Source organism: Mesorhizobium sp. BR1-1-16, from assembly GCF_020165495.1.
In the GTDB taxonomy this organism is placed as follows: Bacteria; Pseudomonadota; Alphaproteobacteria; order Rhizobiales; family Kaistiaceae; genus Kaistia.
This window is the reverse complement of record NZ_JAIUIE010000001.1, coordinates 652,105-670,029: the sequence shown is the minus strand read 5'-3', so window position 1 is coordinate 670,029 and position 17,925 is coordinate 652,105. Positions and strand designations below refer to the sequence as shown.

General features: G+C 65.0%; 10 protein-coding genes. 2 read left to right on the top strand and 8 right to left on the bottom strand.

What is annotated here, in order from left to right:
- Nucleotides 1–28 precede the first annotated feature (28 nt).
- The 6 genes from LB518_RS03245 to rpsB form a co-directional block, all read right to left on the bottom strand.
- Nucleotides 29–889 (bottom strand): phosphatidate cytidylyltransferase, encoded by an 861-nt coding sequence (locus LB518_RS03245; RefSeq protein WP_224572940.1) that lies wholly within the window; start codon nt 887–889, stop codon nt 29–31.
- Complete coding sequence (locus LB518_RS03240) at nt 886–1,671, bottom strand: isoprenyl transferase (RefSeq protein ID WP_224572938.1); 786 nt, start codon at nt 1,669–1,671, stop codon at nt 886–888. The genes LB518_RS03245 and LB518_RS03240 overlap by 4 nt, the downstream gene beginning before the upstream one ends.
- A gap of 17 nt (nt 1,672–1,688) precedes the next feature.
- A complete protein-coding gene (gene frr / locus LB518_RS03235; RefSeq protein WP_224572936.1) occupies nt 1,689–2,234 on the bottom strand; it encodes a ribosome recycling factor in 546 nt (181 codons plus the stop codon).
- A gap of 49 nt (nt 2,235–2,283) precedes the next feature.
- Nucleotides 2,284–3,006, bottom strand: a complete 723-nt coding sequence (pyrH, locus tag LB518_RS03230) for a UMP kinase (protein ID WP_224572933.1) — start codon at nt 3,004–3,006, stop codon at nt 2,284–2,286.
- A gap of 108 nt (nt 3,007–3,114) precedes the next feature.
- Nucleotides 3,115–4,041 (bottom strand): translation elongation factor Ts, encoded by a 927-nt coding sequence (gene tsf / locus LB518_RS03225; protein WP_224572931.1) that lies wholly within the window; start codon nt 4,039–4,041, stop codon nt 3,115–3,117.
- Nucleotides 4,042–4,146: 105 nt separating this feature from the next.
- On the bottom strand, nt 4,147–4,935 hold the full coding sequence (gene rpsB / locus LB518_RS03220; protein ID WP_502845771.1) for a 30S ribosomal protein S2: 789 nt from the start codon (nt 4,933–4,935) through the stop codon (nt 4,147–4,149).
- Between the two features lie 269 nt (nt 4,936–5,204).
- Between rpsB and LB518_RS03215 the strand changes: the two genes are divergently transcribed.
- On the top strand, nt 5,205–6,428 hold the full coding sequence (locus LB518_RS03215) for an acyltransferase family protein (protein WP_224572929.1): 1,224 nt from the start codon (nt 5,205–5,207) through the stop codon (nt 6,426–6,428).
- 271 nt (nt 6,429–6,699) lie between these two features.
- Nucleotides 6,700–7,260 (top strand): hypothetical protein, encoded by a 561-nt coding sequence (locus tag LB518_RS03210; RefSeq protein WP_224572927.1) that lies wholly within the window; start codon nt 6,700–6,702, stop codon nt 7,258–7,260.
- A 22-nt stretch (nt 7,261–7,282) separates the two neighbouring features.
- Here LB518_RS03210 and dnaE read toward each other — a convergent pair whose 3' ends face one another.
- Complete coding sequence (dnaE, locus tag LB518_RS03205) at nt 7,283–10,747, bottom strand: DNA polymerase III subunit alpha (RefSeq protein ID WP_224572926.1); 3,465 nt, start codon at nt 10,745–10,747, stop codon at nt 7,283–7,285.
- Nucleotides 10,748–11,549: 802 nt separating this feature from the next.
- Nucleotides 11,550–17,792 (bottom strand): autotransporter outer membrane beta-barrel domain-containing protein, encoded by a 6,243-nt coding sequence (locus tag LB518_RS03200; protein WP_224574350.1) that lies wholly within the window; start codon nt 17,790–17,792, stop codon nt 11,550–11,552.
- Nucleotides 17,793–17,925 lie beyond the last annotated feature (133 nt).

Below are 17,925 nucleotides of genomic sequence, written 5' to 3'. Positions count from 1 at the left end.
GGCTTCCGGCCGAGGGAGAGGGGTGTTTTCACCAGATGAGAACTCCGACGGCAATCTGTTCCGCTCCGGAATGCAGCCATCCCACGACAAGCGCAAGCGCACCGGCGAGGACGAGGCCATCCACACGGTCCATCATGCCGCCATGGCCGGGAATGATGCCGCTTGAGTCCTTCTTGTTGAAATGGCGCTTCACGGCGGATTCGAGCAGGTCTCCCGCCTGGCTGGCGAGGGAAAGAAAGACCAGGAGCAGGGTCAGACCCATCGTCACTGCGATTCCGGCCATCGCGGCCGCAACGAGCGCCGCTGCCACGCCGCCGATCAGCCCGCCGATCGAGCCCGACCATGTCTTCTTCGGCGAAACGCGCGGCCAGAGCTTGGGCCCGCCAATCGACCGGCCCGCAAAGAAGGCAAAACTGTCCGTGCCCCAGACAAGCACCAGCAGGACGATCAACGCCTGGAACCCGTAGTCCGGGTCGGCCCGCAGCGCCGCAATTGCGATGCCGAGCATGGCGGCATAGACGACGCCTGCGACGAGCCAGGCCGAGCGGCCGAGCGCCGCGACGCCAAGCGCGCCGGCCGCGGCAACCGCCAGAGCGGCGATGACGCCGCTCGAACCAGCGATGAGGCTGGCAAGGCCGACGAACACGACGCCGAGCACAACTTCGCGCCGGCGCGGCAACAGGCTCTCTGAACAATCAACCACATAGGCCCATTCGGCGAACACGATCATCGCCCCGGCCGCAGCGAGACCGTAAGTCGGCCAGGAACCGAACCAGGCGCAGACGAGCGCAAGCGGCACGAGAACGGCCGACGATATGAGGCGGACGCCCAGATCGGCGTTGGCGCTCTTGCGAGCAGGCTCAGGGCTCGGACCCCGGTCGCCGGTCAAGTGCTTCTCCGCGCGGCGATGCCGCCGAAGCGGCGCGCGCGGTTTGAATATTCCTTGACGGCCTCGAGATAGGCGGCGCGATCGAAATCGGGCCAGTAGAGCGGCATGAACACCAGCTCTGCATAGGCCGCCTGCCAAAGCAGGAAGTTCGAGAGCCGCATTTCGCCGCTGGTGCGGATAACGAGGTCCGGATCGGGCATCGAGGCCGTGTCGAGATGGGCGCCGATCACCGCCTCATCGACGGCATCAGCCGTCATGCGGCCGGCGGCGACGTCCTCGGCGATGGCGCGCACGGCACGGGTGATCTCGTCGCGGGCGCCGTAGTTGAAGGCAATCACCAGCGTCAGACCGCGATTATGGCAGGTCAGCGTCTCCGCCTGGTCGAGCAGCGCGCGGATATCGGCCGCGAGGCGCACGCGATTGCCGATGACGCGAACGCGGACATCGTTGCGATGGAGATCGGCGAGATCGCGCTGGATGAAAAGCCGGAGCAGGCCGAACAGGAACTGGATCTCAAGCGGCGGCCGCGCCCAGTTCTCGGACGAGAAAGAAAACAGGGTCAGATAGGAGACGCCGAGTTCCCGCGAGGTCTCGACCGCGGTCCGCACCGATTCCATGCCACGACGGTGGCCCTCGGTGCGCGTAAGGCCCCTGCCCTGCGCCCAGCGGCCATTGCCGTCCATGATGATGGCGACATGCCGCGGGATGCGAAGCTCCCCCGCATCTCCTTCCGCCGGCGTCGCCAGGATCTCGGCGCCCGAATCATTGGCTTTCGAGTTCATGGCAGCGCCGGAGCCTGTCAGATCTGCAGAATCTCTGCTTCCTTCGCCGCGAGCACCGAATCGATCTCGGCGATCGTCTCGTCGGTCAGCTTCTGGATCTTATCCGTCAGCCGCCGGCTTTCATCCTCGCCGAGGCCGTCGGCCTCGCTCTTCTTCAAGCCGTCCATGCCATCACGGCGCACATGGCGAACCGCCACGCGCGCGCCCTCGGCATATTTATGCGCCGCCTTCACGAATTCCTTGCGCCGGTCGTTATTGAGCTCGGGAATCGGAATGCGGAAAACAGCGCCTTCGACGATTGGGTTTAGACCAAGGCTCGACTCGCGGATCGCCTTTTCGACGGCCGGCGCGGTGCCCCGGTCCCAGACCTGGACCGTGATCAGCCGTGGCTCCGGCACATTGATGGTCGCGAGCTGGTTGATCGGCATGATCGAACCATAGACGTTGACCGTGATCGGATCGAGCATGCTCGAGGAGGCACGGCCCGTGCGAAGGCCGGAAAGATCCGCCTTGAAAGCGTTGATGGCGCCCTGCATGCGCCGGCTCAAATCGTCGAGATTCATCTCGTCCTCTTATCGTCTTGGCGACGGCGAACTCTGCGCCTGTCCTTGCCTATTGGTCGGCAATGATCGTGGCGCGGCCCTGGCCGTGCAGAACTTCAACAAAGGCGTTCGGAGCCTGGATCGAGAACACGATTAGCGGAATATGGTTGTCTCGGGCAAGCGCTACGGCAGCGGCATCCATCACCTGCAGCCCGCGCGCCAGAACCTCGGCATGCGTGATGCGGTCGAAACGCACGGCATTCGGGTCCTTCTTCGGATCGGCCGAATAGACGCCGTCAACATTCGTGCCCTTGAAAAGAGCGTCGCAGCCCATCTCGGCAGCCCGGAGCGCCGCACCGGAATCGGTCGTGAAGAACGGATTGCCGGTGCCACCGGCGAACAGCACGACGCGGCCACGCTTTAGCGCACGCTCGGCCCGCTGCTGCGAGAAGGTCTCGCAGATCGTCGGCATAGGGACGGCGGAGAAGATGCGCGAGGAGATGCCCCGGCGCTCGAGCGCCTCATGCATGCCGATGGCGTTCATCACCGTCGCCAGCATACCCATGTGATCGCCGGCGACGCGGTTGCCGCCGGCCTTGGCGATCGTCATGCCCCTGAAGATATTGCCGCCGCCGACCACCAACGCCACTTCGACGCCCGACTCGACCGCCTGGCCGACTTCGCCGGCAATCCGGTCCACGACCTTCTCGTCGATGCCGAAGGGCTGGGAACCCAGCAAAGCCTCGCCCGAGACCTTGAGGAGCACGCGTCGAAACCGGGCGGGTGCCGCCATACCGTTGTCCTCGCTGTCGTGAATGGGCAAATCCCGATACACGAAGGGCGCCGGATTGTCATCCGGCGCCCCTGGCATTTCAGTCGGGAAGCACTTGTTTCCCAGAACTTATTTGGTTCCGGCAACCGCCGCGACTTCGGCCGCGAAGTCGCTTTCTTCCTTCTCGATGCCCTCGCCGAGGCGATAGGCGACGAATTCAGTGAGCTTGATCGGCGCGCCGACATCAGCCTCGGCCGCCTTCAGCGCCTTCTCGACCGTCAGGTCGGGATTGATCACGAAGGCCTGCAGCAGCAGGACGACTTCCTCATAGAACTTGCGCACGCGGCCCTCGACCATCTTCTCGATGATCGCCTCGGGCTTGCCGCTCTCGCGCGCCTGCTCGGCATAGACGGCGCGCTCGCGCGCGACGACAGCCTGGTCCAGCGCGTCGGTGTTGACCGAGAGCGGGTTCGCAGCGGCGATGTGCATCGCGATCTGGCGGCCGAGCGCAAGGAGCTTGTCCTTGTCGCCGGTCGATTCGAGCCCGACGAGAACGCCGATCTTGCCGAGGCCGGGAGCCGTCGCCGCATGAACATAGGTCGCAACAACGCCGTCGGACACCGCGACGCTCGCCGAACGGCGCAGGCTCATATTCTCGCCGATCGTCGCGACCGCTTCGGTGATCGTCTGCTCGACGGTCTTGTCCGAATTGGGGAACGACGCCGCCGACACGGCCGCAGCCGATCCATCGGTCTCGAGCGCCGCCTTGGCAACGTTGAGGACGAGCTGCTGGAACTCGGCGTTACGCGCGACGAAATCGGTCTCGGAGTTGACCTCGACCACCACGGCGCGATTGCCCGAGGCAGAGACGCCGACGAGACCCTCGGCTGCCACGCGGCCGGCCTTCTTGGCGGCCTTGGCGAGACCCTTGGTCCTCAGCCAGTCGATCGCCGCCTCGACGTCGCCCGACGTCTCGGTCAGCGCCGTCTTGCAATCCATCATGCCCGCGCCGGTCTTTTCGCGCAGGTCCTTCACCATCGAAGCGGAAATAGCCATCGTCTGCCTCGTTCCTTGTTTTTCTAACGAACAGCCGGGCAAAGGGAGCCCGGCTGCGTCGCGTCACCATTCATGAATCGCCGCCCGCTCGGGCGGCGCAAGCGATCAGGCTGCTGCAGTCGCCTCGACCTCTTCAGCGGCGGCTTCCGGAAGAGCCTCTTCGTAGACTTCTTCCTGAGCGCCGAGATCGAGACCCGACTGGCCCGCGGCACGCGAGATGCCGTCAAGCGCCGCACGGGCGATCAGGTCGCCATAGAGCGTCAGTGCACGGCCAGCATCGTCATTGCCGGGGATCGGGTAGTTGATGCCGTCCGGATCCGAATTGGAATCGATGATCGCTGCGACAGGAATATGAAGGCGGCGCGCTTCCTGGATCGCGAGCGCTTCCTTGTTGGTGTCGATCACGAACAGGAGGTCGGGAATGCCGCCCATGTCCTTGATGCCGCCAAGGGCGTTCTCAAGCTTGTCGCGCTCGCGCGACAGCGTCAGACGCTCCTTCTTGGTCAAGCCCTGCACGTCCGAGGACAGCAGTTCGTCGAGATGACGCAGGCGCTGGATCGAATGCGAGATCGTCTTCCAGTTGGTCAGCATGCCGCCGAGCCAGCGGGAATTGACATAATACTGGGCGCAGCGCTTGGCAGCGGCCGCGACCGGATCCGACGCCTGGCGCTTCGTGCCGACGAACAGCACGCGGCCACCACCGGCGACCGTGTCGCTCACCGCCTGCAGGGCACGGTGCAACAGCGGCACCGTCTGCGCGAGGTCGATGATGTGGATGTTGTTGCGCACGCCATAGAGATACGGCGCCATCTTCGGGTTCCAGCGATGCTTCTGGTGGCCGAAATGGACGCCGGCCTCGAGCAGCTGGCGCATCGAGAAATCAGGAATAGCCATTTAATTCAGTGTCCTTCACCGGTTGAACCTCCGTGGGGAAAGCCGAACGGTGTTCGGCACCGGTGGGTCCCGACGAACGCAAAAGCGCCGCCGGAGCCCGAGCCCCACGTGTGGAATGCGCGCCTTATAGTCGGGAAAGGCGAGAAGAGCAAGCTTGACGCCGGATCACCGGCTTCGCATCGTGCCAGACAACATTCATCGGTCGCGTGAGCCGCTCCGGTCGCAGAGGAAAGAGCCATGATGCCGGACCGCGGCTGGGTCAGCGCTCAATGACCGAGGTGCGGAACCCAGCAAGCAGCGGCCCGCTCGCCAGCTCCAGAATCGACACGCTGACATCCTTGCGATTCTTCGCGGCACTCGCGATAGTTATTCATCACCTCCGCGACTTCGGGTTCGGAACTCCCCTGCTGGAGGATTTGCCACTCGATAACGGCGTCTCGTTCTTCTTCATCCTCTCCGGCTTCATCATGTTCCTCGTCCATGGCGACATGGACGACGCTTCGCAGCGCAAGTCCTATCTGGTGGCGCGCATCGCGCGGATCTACCCGCTGCATCTGGTGACATTCGTACTGCTGTTCCTGCTTCTGGATGGGGATCCAGGCCGGTTCGGCGCCGGTGAGAGCAGCTGGCTCTCCGGCGTCCTCAACGTGCTGCTGTTGCAGGCCTGGGTACCGGTCGGCACCGTATTCTTCGGCTTCAACAGCCTCAGCTGGACGATCTCGGTCGAGATGTTCTTCTATGTGGCCTTCATTGGCTTGGCGATCGACTTCCGCCGCCGATGGCCATGGGCGCTCGGCGGGAGCGCCATGCTGGTCCTGGCGTTGATCATCCTCTCCGACGCTCTTCATCTCGCCAACTACGACGATCCGATGCACCGCGTTAACGCGGCGGGCCTCCTCTACATCAACCCCCTCGCCCGCCTGTTCGAATTCGTCCTCGGCATGTGCGTCGGCCTTGCATGGATCGCCGCGCGGCATTTCCGGATCAACAACGGGCTGGCCACCTTCGCTGAACTGGGCGTGCTGGTCCTGTTCGTCGGCAATGCCCTGCTCGTCGCGCCGGTCAGCGCTTGGTTTGAGAAAAGCATCAGCGCGTCATCCAGCGTCTGGATCAGCCACGGCGGCGCGATCTGCCTCTCGACGGCCCTTCTCATATTCGTCATGGCCTTCCAGGCGGGCCTCGTCAGCGCGCTACTCCGCCTTCCTCTCCTCGTCTTTCTGGGTGAGATCTCCTTTTCCATCTATCTGATCCACCAGATCCTGCTGCGATCCTACGCCACGCATCTCAGCTGGTTCAGCGGTATTCCCGCCGCAGCGACGCTCGCGCTCTATTTCGCCGTCCTGCTCGCGGCTTCGACGCTCTTGTGGCGGTTCGTTGAGCTGCCGGCTCGCCATTCTATCCGCCGAGCCTATGCGCGAAGGGTCGGAAGCGGCGGCGAGAAACGCGCAATCGAACCTGCAACAGAGCCGCCGATTGCCGCGCGGATCGAATGAAGCCGCGAAATCAAGACTGCCACGCATTCAGAACTTGATTCCGGCGAATGGGCCAACACCCTGACGGATCTGCGCTTTTGACGTGCGGAGCGCCAATCGCAACCGCCCGCCTTTGCGACGGCGCGAACCCGTCCCGGCGATACTGCCGCTGACGGGACCGGCAAGTGCGGCTCTGCTCCGCCGCGCGACGAAACCAGCAATCTGCTCGCGCGAAGCGAGCGTCACGCCTTATAGAAGAGGGCGAGGCAGCATTGAGGAGCGCCGACAGCCGATGGATACCTTTCGCTGGATGTCGACTGTGTTCTCGCTCATCCTCGGGCTCGGCGTCGCGCGCATCCTTCTGGCAAGCATCGCTCTCTTTCGGGCGCGCGGGCTCGTCCGCATCGACTGGCTGCCCTGTGTCTGGGCCGCCATCATCTTTCTGCAGCAAATCACCTTCTGGTGGAGCATCGAGGAGTTGGCCACAACGATCCCGAGCTGGACGTTTCCCAATTTCCTGCTTCTCGTCAGCCTCGTGCTGACCTTGTTCCTCGCCGCGGCCTCGATCCTGCCGACAGAGGGCCTCGCCACCGGCAGTCTTCGGGACTTCTTCGAGCGTGATGGACGTTGGGGGCTGGTGGCGCTTGCGGCGTTCAATGCAATTGCCATCCTGCTCAACGCATTATTCTGGCACGTCGACATCCTGTCGGCCGGAGAGCTGCTCAATCTCGGGCTGGTCGTGCTGCCGTTGATTGCGTTTGCCGGGCCTCGGAAGGTCCAGATAGCTGCAACATTGCTCTACGTACCACTCGGCCTTTTCGGCGTGATGCAGCTCGTTCCCATGAGCTACTGAGCACGCGGCACCGTCGGCGGGTCTATACCAGCTCGACATGCTCGATGCCGCGGACCGCGCGCAAGGCGCTCGCGATCTGCGGCGAGAGCTGGTAGCGGCCAGGCAGTTGAACCTCGACCTCACGGCTCCCTTCGTCGAGCAGGAGCACGAGGCTGACATCGCCGTCGCCGCCGCGCGGCAGATGGCGCTCGATGCTTCCAAGCGGGTCCTCGGCGCGCAGGAACACGCGCAATTGCTTCAATCCGCTCGACATCGCATCGAGCGGCTTCACCGAGATGATACGGACGCTGATACCCTCAGGCCGATCCTCGGCCGCAACCTGCACCACCACCGAGCGGCCGGGCTCCAACTGGTCACGGAACGCGTTCAGTGCCTCGGCGAAGAGAATCGCCTCGAACTGGCCTGTCGGATCCGAGAACTGCACGATGCCCATGCGGTTGCCCGTCTTGGTCTTGCGCTCCTGCCGTGCCGTTACGGTGCCGGCGAGCCGTCCTGCGGCGGCGCCGCGCCGCACAGCTTCCGAGAAATCCGCCCAATTCTGCACGCGCTGCTTCTTCAAGACCGGCGCATATTCATCGAGCGGATGGGCGGAGAGATAGAAGCCGACCACGGCGAATTCCTTCTGCAACCGATCGGCCGGCATCCAGGGCTCGGCCGGCGGCAGCACGAGCGGCTCGGCCGCCCCTGCCCCGCCGAAAAGCTCGTCCTGGCCGAGCGCCACGCCTTCGACGACGCGGTTGCCGATGCCCATGATGCGCTCGATGCCGGCAAAGACGCGCGCGCGGTCGCGTTCGAGATCATCGAAGGCGCCGGCGCAGACAAGGCTCTCCAGCGTCCGCTTGTTGAGGATGCGCGGATTGACGCGCGCAGCGAACCCGGCAAGGTCGCGGAACGGCTTGTTTCCCCGCGCTTCGACCAGATGCTCGACGGCCTGCGCGCCGACGCCCTTGATTGCCGCCAGCGAATAGAGAATGCGTCCATCCTCGACATCAAACACGGCACCCGAACGGTTGACCGAAGGCAGCCCGACTTCGATGCCGAGCCGCATGGCCTCGCGGCGGAAATCATTGACCTTGTCCGTGTTGCCCATATCCAGCGTCATCGACGCCGCGAGGAACTCGGTCGGATAGTTCGCCTTGAGATAGGCCGTGTGATAGGAGACCAGCGCATAGGCGGCGGCATGGCTCTTGTTGAAGCCGTAGTCGGCGAACTTCGCGAGCAGGTCGAAGATCAGATCGGCGCGGTCCTTGGCGAGGCCCTGTGCCACGGCGCCGTCGACGAAGCGGGTGCGCTGCGCATCCATCTCCGCCTTGATCTTCTTGCCCATCGCGCGGCGCAGCAGGTCGGCTTCGCCGAGCGAATAGCCCGACAGGATCTGCGCGATCTGCATCACCTGTTCCTGGTAGATGATGACGCCGTAGGTTTCCTTCAGCACCGGCTCCAGCAGCGGATGCAGATAGTCTGGTTTCTCCTCGCCATGCTTTCGCGCGTTGTAGACCGGAATATTGTCCAGCGGACCCGGGCGGTAGAGCGCGACGAGGGCGATGATATCCTCGAAGCGGTCCGGCTTCATGCCGACCAGCGCCTTGCGCATGCCCTGACTTTCCAGCTGGAACACGCCGACGGTCTCGCCGCGCATCAACATGTCATAGGTCGGCTTGTCGTCGAGCGGCAAAGCCGAAAGATCGAGCTTGATCCCGCGCTTGGCGACGAGTGCTACAGCGGTTTCGAGCACCGTCAGCGTCTTGAGGCCGAGGAAGTCGAACTTCACGAGGCCGGCGCTCTCCACCCATTTCATATTGAACTGGGTGACCGGCATCGACGAGCGCGGATCGCGATAGAGCGGCACCAGCGCGTCGAGCCGCCGATCGCCGATCACGATGCCGGCGGCGTGGGTGGAGGCATGGCGATAGAGGCCTTCGAGCTTGCGCGCCATGTCGAGCAGCCGCGCGACGGTCGGATCCTCGTCACGGGCAGCCCGGAGGCGCGGCTCGTCCTCGATCGCCTTGTCGAGAGACACGGGATTGGCGGGGTTCTGAGGCACCAGCTTGCAGAGCCGGTCGACTTGGCCATAGGGCATCTGCAGCACGCGCCCGACATCGCGCAAAACGGCGCGCGCCTGCAGCGTCCCGAAGGTGATGATCTGCGCGACCTGGTCGACGCCATATTTCTGCTGGACGTAGCGGATCACCTCGTCGCGGCGATCCTGGCAGAAGTCGATGTCGAAATCCGGCATCGAGACGCGCTCGGGATTGAGGAAGCGCTCGAACAGCAGCGCAAAGCGCATCGGATCGAGATCCGTGATCGTCAGCGACCAGGCGACGAGCGAACCGGCGCCCGATCCGCGGCCCGGACCGACAGGGATCCCCTGCGACTTGGCCCATTGAATGAAATCGGCGACGATGAGGAAATAGCCGGGAAACTTCATCTTCTCGATGACGTTCAGCTCGAATTCGAGCCGGTCGCGATAATCCTCCTCGGTGAGGCCCGGCGCGAGGCCATGGGCCGACAGCCGCTTGGCAAGCCCGGCGCGCGCCCCTTCTTTCAACGCCTCGACCTCGGCCGCCTCTGCGGTCGCCGCGTCGGCATCGGCCCCGGCGAAGCGCGGCAGGATCGGCTTGCGCTTGACTGGCCGATAGTGACAGCGCAGCGCGACTTCGACCGTGTTGGCTGTCGCCTCGGGCAGATCGGCAAAGAGCGCCATCATCTCGGCGCGCGTCTTGAAATAATGCTCCGGCGACAACCGCCGCCGCTTTTCCTCGGCGACCACGGCGCCCTCGGCAATGGCGATCAGCGCGTCGTGCGCCTCGTAGTCATCACGCTTCGGGAAAAAAGGCTCATTGGTCGCGACCAACGGCAGGCCATGCCGATAAGCAAGCGCGACGAGTTCGCCCTCCACGCGTTCGCTCTCGCCGCCATGGCGCTGCAATTCGACGTAGAGCCGATCGCCGAACGCCTCGGCCAGGCGCTGTAGCCGCGCCTCCGCAACGCTGCCCTGCCCTGCCCGGAGTGCCTGGTCGACCGGACCGGCCGATCCGCCCGTCAAAAGGATCAGGCCGGCATTCGCCGCTTCGAGATCCGCGATCGCGACGTGTGGCCGGTCAGCGGCATCGGTCTCCATGAACGAGCGCGACACGAGTCGGACGAGGTTCCAGTAACCGGCCTCTTCCGCGGCGAGCATGACCACGTCGGCCAGTTGCTTCTGTCCCGACGGCCCTTTTCGCCCCGGCTCGAAGCCATCGTCGAAGGCGATCGCCATCTGGCAGCCGATGATCGGCTGAATGCCGATTTCAGCCATCTTCTCGGAAAATTCGAGCGCCCCGAACAGATTGCCCGTGTCGGTCAAGGCCAGCGCCGGCATCCGGTCGGCAATCGCCAGCTTGCTGAGCGTCTTCAGCGGCAAGGCGCCTTCCAGCAACGAATAAGGTGAATGCACCCTGAGATGCACGAAGCCGACTTCGCCCGCTCCGGGAAACTGGCCGTCCATCGTATCACCTCATCGTCCTTGGCCACCCTCACCCCTTATCGGCGAGTCGGGCGACCGACGTCCACCACCCGAGCGCCGCAGCGCCGAGCGGCGTGCCGTCAAACGACGCGGGCGATCAGTTCGGACCACAGCGAGATCATGGCAACGAACGAGGCGAGCGCGGCAAGGGCAGCGAGATCACGGATCATCATCGACATCGGCTTTTCCTCCGAAACCACCAAGCTGTCGCTATATGTTCATGTTTTGTTCTCATCGTCAATGGCCGACCTCATCCGGTCGTGTCTCCGTTTGAAATCAGCCCCTGATCCGCCCCAGCCCGATCGGCCCGATGCCTGACGGTAAGCATAGGGCTAGTCTGGCATGCGCGACTGTCTACGTGCGACGGGGCTGGATATCTCGAATGCGAGGCCTGCGAGGGCTCTGGCATTCGCGTCTCGCTTCTCCGCATCCTACATGGGCTCAGATGTGTTGCATGCGCCGGCAGCGCCCTGCGATCCTGCGAGCGATCAGCGCCGCGAAGCTGCCCATCTGCGCGCCCTTGCCAAGCAGACACCGGCGCAAGCGGTGCTGCTTGCGGTGCCGGTCCACTTCGCACGGCGTGGACCAGAGGTCTCAACCGGGCGACGTCAAACTGGCATGCCCGTGGGTGTTCATCGGTCCTTCCATGGACCCCGAAGTCTCACGACCTCAACTTCCCCGGCGAGACCGATGCACGACCTCTTGACGGATCACATCGATCGGGTGCCGGCCACAGGGCGTGGCAGGCTCCCAACCGCTGAGCGCGAAGCGATGATACCGGGCGTCAGAACGGGATCGCGAAGCGGGCGCTCGCCTCCTGGGCCAGATAGTCCTCGGCGAAGTCCGCCTTGTATTCGGCGCGGATCTCGAAGCTTTCGGTGCGGTAGAGCTGAACGCCGGCGCTCAAGTTAAGCAGTGCCGTGGGCGCGTTCGATTGTGCTACGAACGGCTGGTTGTCCGTGCCGAGAGCGAGCGTGCCACTGACATTCATGCCGTCATTGGCAAACAGCGTCGCGCCCACGGTCGCATAGGGACGCAGCCAGGTTTGCTCGTCGAGATTCACGCGGCCGCCGATTTCGATATTGGGGCTGAAGGCGGCATTCCAGCTGGAGGCGCCGTCGAACCAATAGACCGTGCCCAGAACATCGCTGTATTCGCTGTGCGCCGGCACCTGGCTGTAGAGCAGGTCAATATCCGCATAGGGTTTGAAGTACCAGGTCGGGAAGGCAAACTCGCGGCTGACGCGGAAGCGGCTGCCCGCGTTGAAGACCTCAGAATTGCCCGAGGTTTGCCACGCATCTGAGCCGATCACCACGGTCCGGTCGGTATCGAAGCTGCCATAGCCAAGCTGCCCGCTCAGCGCGAGCAGCCAGGGGCCGATCTGGTGCTTCAGCGCTGCCGATGCATCGAACGAATTGCCGTCGGTCTGCGAGAATCCGTCACTGTCGGTGAGCGACGACCAGGTGTAGGCGGCCGAGCCGCCGAGGAACCAGTCATCCGCAACCTCATGTTGGCCGCCAACCCGCCAAGCCACGCCGTCGCGGTCATAGCCCGCGGCGTCATCGTTCTGGTTGCGACTGACGACTTCACTGGAGACCTTGGCCCAGACGCAGTCCGTCTCGACAAGGAACGTGTCGGGGCCTTCGAAAGCCGGACAGCTCAGCGAGGAGTTGAGCGATGTTCTGGCTGCTGCTGTCCGGGCGGAGCCGACATTGAACGACTCCTCCGGCGAGATACTGTCGATGGCACGGACATAGTCTTGGGCCGAGCCGACGCGGGCGAAATCACCATAGATCATAGCGCCCAGCGCCGACACCGTCCCTCCAGCATCCCAGGTGTCCTGCAGGGCGGCGCGAGCGGAGTCCTCCGATCTGGTCAGCGCCATGCCCTGAGGGACATAGAAGTTCGCGCTCGGACGCACGACCAGGGTGTTGTTCTCGGCCGACGCGAGCCAGGTGAAGGGCGACCAGGTGTTCCGGTCCGTGGCCGTCGCGTTCTTGGCCGACAACGTGCCGTCGGAGGTCACGATGGCGAACTTGTCGGGCCACAGTCCACCGACAACGTTCACGGACAGCGTCGCGCCATCGAAGTAGGTGGACGTGTTGCTGTGGAAGTTGATCGTGTCGTTCTTCGAGCCGCCGGACGGCGTGCTGGTAACGTCGATGAGTGTTTCCGACGAGGTATGGAAAACCGCCGCTGAGGCCGTGATGTCCAGCGAGCTGATCTTGCCAACGCCTCCGATATCGACGATGCCGCTTGAGGTGAAGAAGCCGCCACGGTAGTCACGGCTCACCTTGACCCAGCCGTTCTCGACGCTTTGATAGCGGCTGCCGACTTGGCCGGTGTAGTTGCCGCCATAGGTGGGGCCAAGAAGATCCATATTGCCCACGATCGCGCCGGCATTGGTCACGGCCACTCCCGGAGCAAGGATGGCGGTCCCGGATGCGGCGCTGACCGTCGAGCCGGCCGAGAGCGAGATGCTGCCGCCTCGCGCGTCGTCGATACGGATGGCGGCGCCCTTGCCCGAGCCGCCCTCGATCTTCCCGGAATGGCTGATCGTCACGGCGCCGCTCCCGAGTTTCGCATAGTCGATCGAGCCGTCGGTCTTCTGGAAGCCGCTCTGCACAAAGATGCCGTAGGAATTCGCCCCCTCAGCGACGATGTCGCCCCTTGTCGTGATCGTCACGGCGCCGCCCACGCCCTTGGACTTGGTGCGGGCGATGCCGCCGGAGTCTTGTGCCGGCGTCGAGAGGCCGTTCACGTCGAACACGGAGCCGCCTCCTCCGCCGACAGACTGGACATAGATGCCGTGCGCTTCCTGGCCGATGGTATGGATGTCGAGTTTGGCCGTTGCGTCGGCTTCCCCCTTGGCATTGACCATGTCGATCGTGATTGCGCCGCCATTGCCACTACTGGCGCCCTCGCCGATAAAGGCCGGCTTGGTCCCGCTGTGAAGGGTGTAGTCGCCGACGCCGCCATAGCCGCCGCCGCCGCCGATCGACTGCAGCAGCACACCATGCGCACCGTCGCCCTCGGTCGCAACGGTGGCGCCGTTGCCGACATGAAGCTTCACCTCGCCGCCATTGCCGGCGGCGCCGCCGCTGCCACCGAACGAACCGCGGAATTCGTTGAAACCGGTCAGGCTGCCATCGGCGCCGAAGCCGCCGCCGCCGCCGACCGACTGGCCGAATATGCCGATCGCGCCGATGCCCTTGGTTCCGATCGCGCCCGAATGGGTGATCTCGACCCTGCCGCCATTGCCGCCCCCGGCGCCACTGCCGCCGATGGACACGGAGAAGCTCGGCAGTGTCCCGAATGACGTGGTCGAGTCGGAGACCTTGCCGCCGCCGCTGCCCGCCGGTGTGCTGCCTTGCATCGCGCCGGTGGAGCTCAGGATGGCAAAGAGGTCTTCCAGCGCCTCGACGTCTTCGGCGTTGCTAGCAAGTGCGATCGGCGCGGTCGGGTCGGCCTGGCTCACGGTGATGGTTCCGCCGCCGCCGCCGACGCTCTGCGCGACGATGCCATGCGCCTCGCGGCCCTCGGTCGTGATCGAGCCGCTGTTGGTGACGGTGACCGTGCCGCCATCCGAACTGCTGCCTGCGCTGCCTCCCATGCGAAAGCCGCCGCCGAACGAGATGCTGTCGGCATTGCGCACCGCGCCGCCGACACCGCCGCCGCCGCCAACACTCTGGGCAAAGACGCCGAAGGCGGCACCGCCCTTTGTCGTTACCGAGCCGCTATTGTCGATCTTGACGTCACCGCCCTTGCCGCCGTCGCCGCCGCCGGCCCCGAGCGTCAAGTCGATGTTGATCTTGTTCGTGCCCGACGATACGGCTGCCCCGCCGACGCCGCCGCCGCCGCCAATTGACTGGCCGAACACCCCCCAGGCGTTGGCGCCCCGGGTCGTCACCGCACCGGCATTGGTAACGGCGACTGCGCCGCCATTGCCGCCATCTCCTCCGCTGGAACCCAACGAAAACAGCAAATCGATGCTCGGCAGTGAGGCGCCTTGCTTTACGGAAACCTGCTTATAGGCGTCCTTGATCGACGACTTCAGTTTTTCGAAAGCCAAGCCCGCGGCAACCGTCCCACCTGCTTTGATAAGGCGTTCTCCAAAGCTCTTGTCTGTATCGGCAAGGATTTTTACAATCTTCAGAACGTTCCTTGCTTTATCCAGAAATTGCTGAGTTGGGCTGTTCTTGTCGAGACGGCTGTACTCGTTGAGTTCTTTTTTGGCATCGCTGCCGAAAAGATTGGAGACGACCTTGTCGGCTTTCAGCAGATCGTCGGCTGTAGCGATGATTGCCTTTCCCACAGGGCCATCAAAGTTCGCGACCGCTTTGGTTTCACTGCTTAGGCTCCCTCCGCTGCCGCCGCCACCCCCGACGCTCTGGGCGAAGATCGCGGCCGATCCTTCGCCGGACGTCTCGATTGCGGCGCCCTTGGCATTGTTGACAGTCACGGCGCCGCCAGAGCCGCCGCCGCCGCCGGACCCGCCATAGCTGGCCTTGAGAGCGATCGAGCCGGATCCTGCCGCCGACGCACCGGCCGAGCCAGCCGCGTCACCGCCGCCGCCGCCCACGCTCTGCGCGAAGATGGCCTGCGAATTCGTGCCTTTGGTGGTGATTGTACCGGCGTTCGTGGTCGTCACGTCGCCGCCCTTGCCGCCCTTGCCGCCGCTTCCTCCGACGGCAACATTGGTCGATATACTGTCGGCGCTCGGCACACCATTCTCTGCCAGGGCCTGCGCTGTGTCGTTCCAGGAGAGACCGTTCTTCGCCTGCGCCTTGCCGGTGCCGCCCTTGCCGCCGCCGCCGCCGACGCTCATCGCGATGATACCGCGGGCATAGTCGCGCTCGGTGCGGATGGTGCCCTGATTGTCGACCGCGACCTTGCCGCCATCGCCGCCACCGGCGGTGCCGCTGCCGCCGATCGCTACGCTGACACCGACATTCGAAAAGAGGCCAAGCATGTCGCTGACCGATTCCGCCGCGCCGCCGCCGCCGCCGCCACCACCGATACTCATCGCCTCGATGCCGGTCGAGCCTGTCCCCTTGGTCGTGATCACGCCGAAATTGCCGACATCGACATCGCCGCCGGCACCGCCCTTGCCGCCGCTGCCACCGAGCGAAAAGGTGAGCGAGACGCTAACTCTGTCGGGGGGCGCGATGGAGAGAGCATAAGCCTTGGCACTCCCGGCTTCACCGCCACCGCCACCGACGCTGCGTGCCCTGATGCCCACCGACATCAGCTTTTCGGTCGTGATGATCGAATCGCTCTGGACAGACACTGTGCCGCCTTTGCCGCCATTGCCGCCATTGCCGCCGACCGCAACGCTGAGCGAGACGACAGCCCCGGCGCTTTTAGCCGCTGCGCTACCGCCAATGCCGCCACTGCCGCCGACGCTCATTGCGACGATGCCGTGGGAAGAGATGCCGTGCGTGGTGATCTTGGGCTGCGGCGAAGCCAGCGGGATATTGGCGCGCTTGACGAGCACGGAGCCGCCGTCGCCGCCGCCGCCGCCACTGCCGCCGAGGGCTATGCTGACGCCCGGCGCGTAGCTGGATGCCGATCCGCCCGCCCCGCCGCCGCCGCCGATGCTCTGCACGAGCATGCCATAGGCGTTCATCCCGAAAGTCTCGATGACGCCGGAATTGGTGGCCTCGACGCGGCCGCCATCGCCGCCGGTTCCGCCGTTGCCGCCCCAGAACAGGAACGCCCGGCCGCCGGAACCGCCGCCCTGGGTCGAGGCGCCCGGCACGAGCGGGCCGCTCTCGAACGCCGCCGCGGCGTTGCCGCCGCCGACGGACTGCGCCACCATGCCGATCGCGTTGGCTCCCCTGGTCGTCACGGTTCCAAGGTTGGTCGACGTCACCCAGCCGCCGGCACCGGCCGAGCCGCCATCGCCGCCACCGAAATAGCCATAGCCACCCTTGCCGCCGGAGCCGCCGACCGACTGGACCAGCGTTCCCGCGCTGAAATCGCCCTTGGTGGTCACATCGCCGTCATTGACGAGATTGGCATTGCCGCCGTTGCCACCCCAGCCACCGGGCTGGCCGCCCGAATCGCCCTGGTTGCCGCCATTCCCGCCAATACTCTGGGCGACGAGGCCGAGCGAATGGCCAGCTTCGGTGATCACCGTGCCCCGGTTGACCAGACTTACCGAACCGCCGAGACCGCCGTCCGAGATATAGGGCTTCGCGAAGAACGAATTGGAGCGGTTACCGCCGGCGCCCCCCAGCGACTCGGCGATGACGCCGGGCGCCATCTGTCCGTTCGTCCTGATTTCCGCGTCGGATCCAATCGCGACGACGACCCTGCCGCCGCCGCCGGCCCTGAGACGGTCGGTGAGCTCCAGGAGTGTGCCGCCGCTGCCAGCGTCGCCGCCGAGCGAGCGGGCCCAGACCGAGGCGAATCGGTCACCCTCCGTCACGACCGGGCCGACCACCGTCAGGTCGACGGTCCCGCCATAGCCGCCGGCGCCGAGCGAGTTGTTGCCATTGCCGCCCTTGCCACCCTGTGAATAGACGAGAAGATTGGCTGTGCCGCCGGAAAGCTCCCAGCGCGGATCGCTGCTCGCCGGGAAGCCGGGCCGGTTCGGCGAGGCGCTGGCCGCCTGATTACCGCTTGCGAAGAGTGCCCCCTCCTGGAAGATTTCAAGATCGCCGCCCCGCCCGCCGGCCGATGCGGACTCATCGCTCAGGAGCGCCGAAGCGCCCTGGCCGCCCATGCCTCCGGTCGAGCCGATCTGGACGGCCGTCGTCGACGTCGAGCTCTTGGACGAACTGTGGGTGTTGGTGATGACGACGTCCGCGCCACGGGCGCCGGGTGTCGAGGTCACGCTCGAAAAGCCGGTATTCGCGTCGCGGCCATTGGCCCCGAACGTCTCGCGCCGGGTAACGTCCTCCGCCTGTGCCGATGCGGCCACCCCCGAAATAGCGGCAAGCGCCACTACGCTCGCCCCGCACAGCAGCAACGCCCGCGACGGCCTGAAACAGCCGCCGGCCGAACCCTTGTAGAACGCCATCATTTGCCCCGTCGCTGGTTCGCCGACGGATTCGTGGAGTCATTCCCCACGTGCTGTTGCGCCGAAAGAAACGAGCGCGTCAGCCACCGCCCGGCCACGAAACCTGCCTGTCCCGGCAGCAAGCTAGGATGCC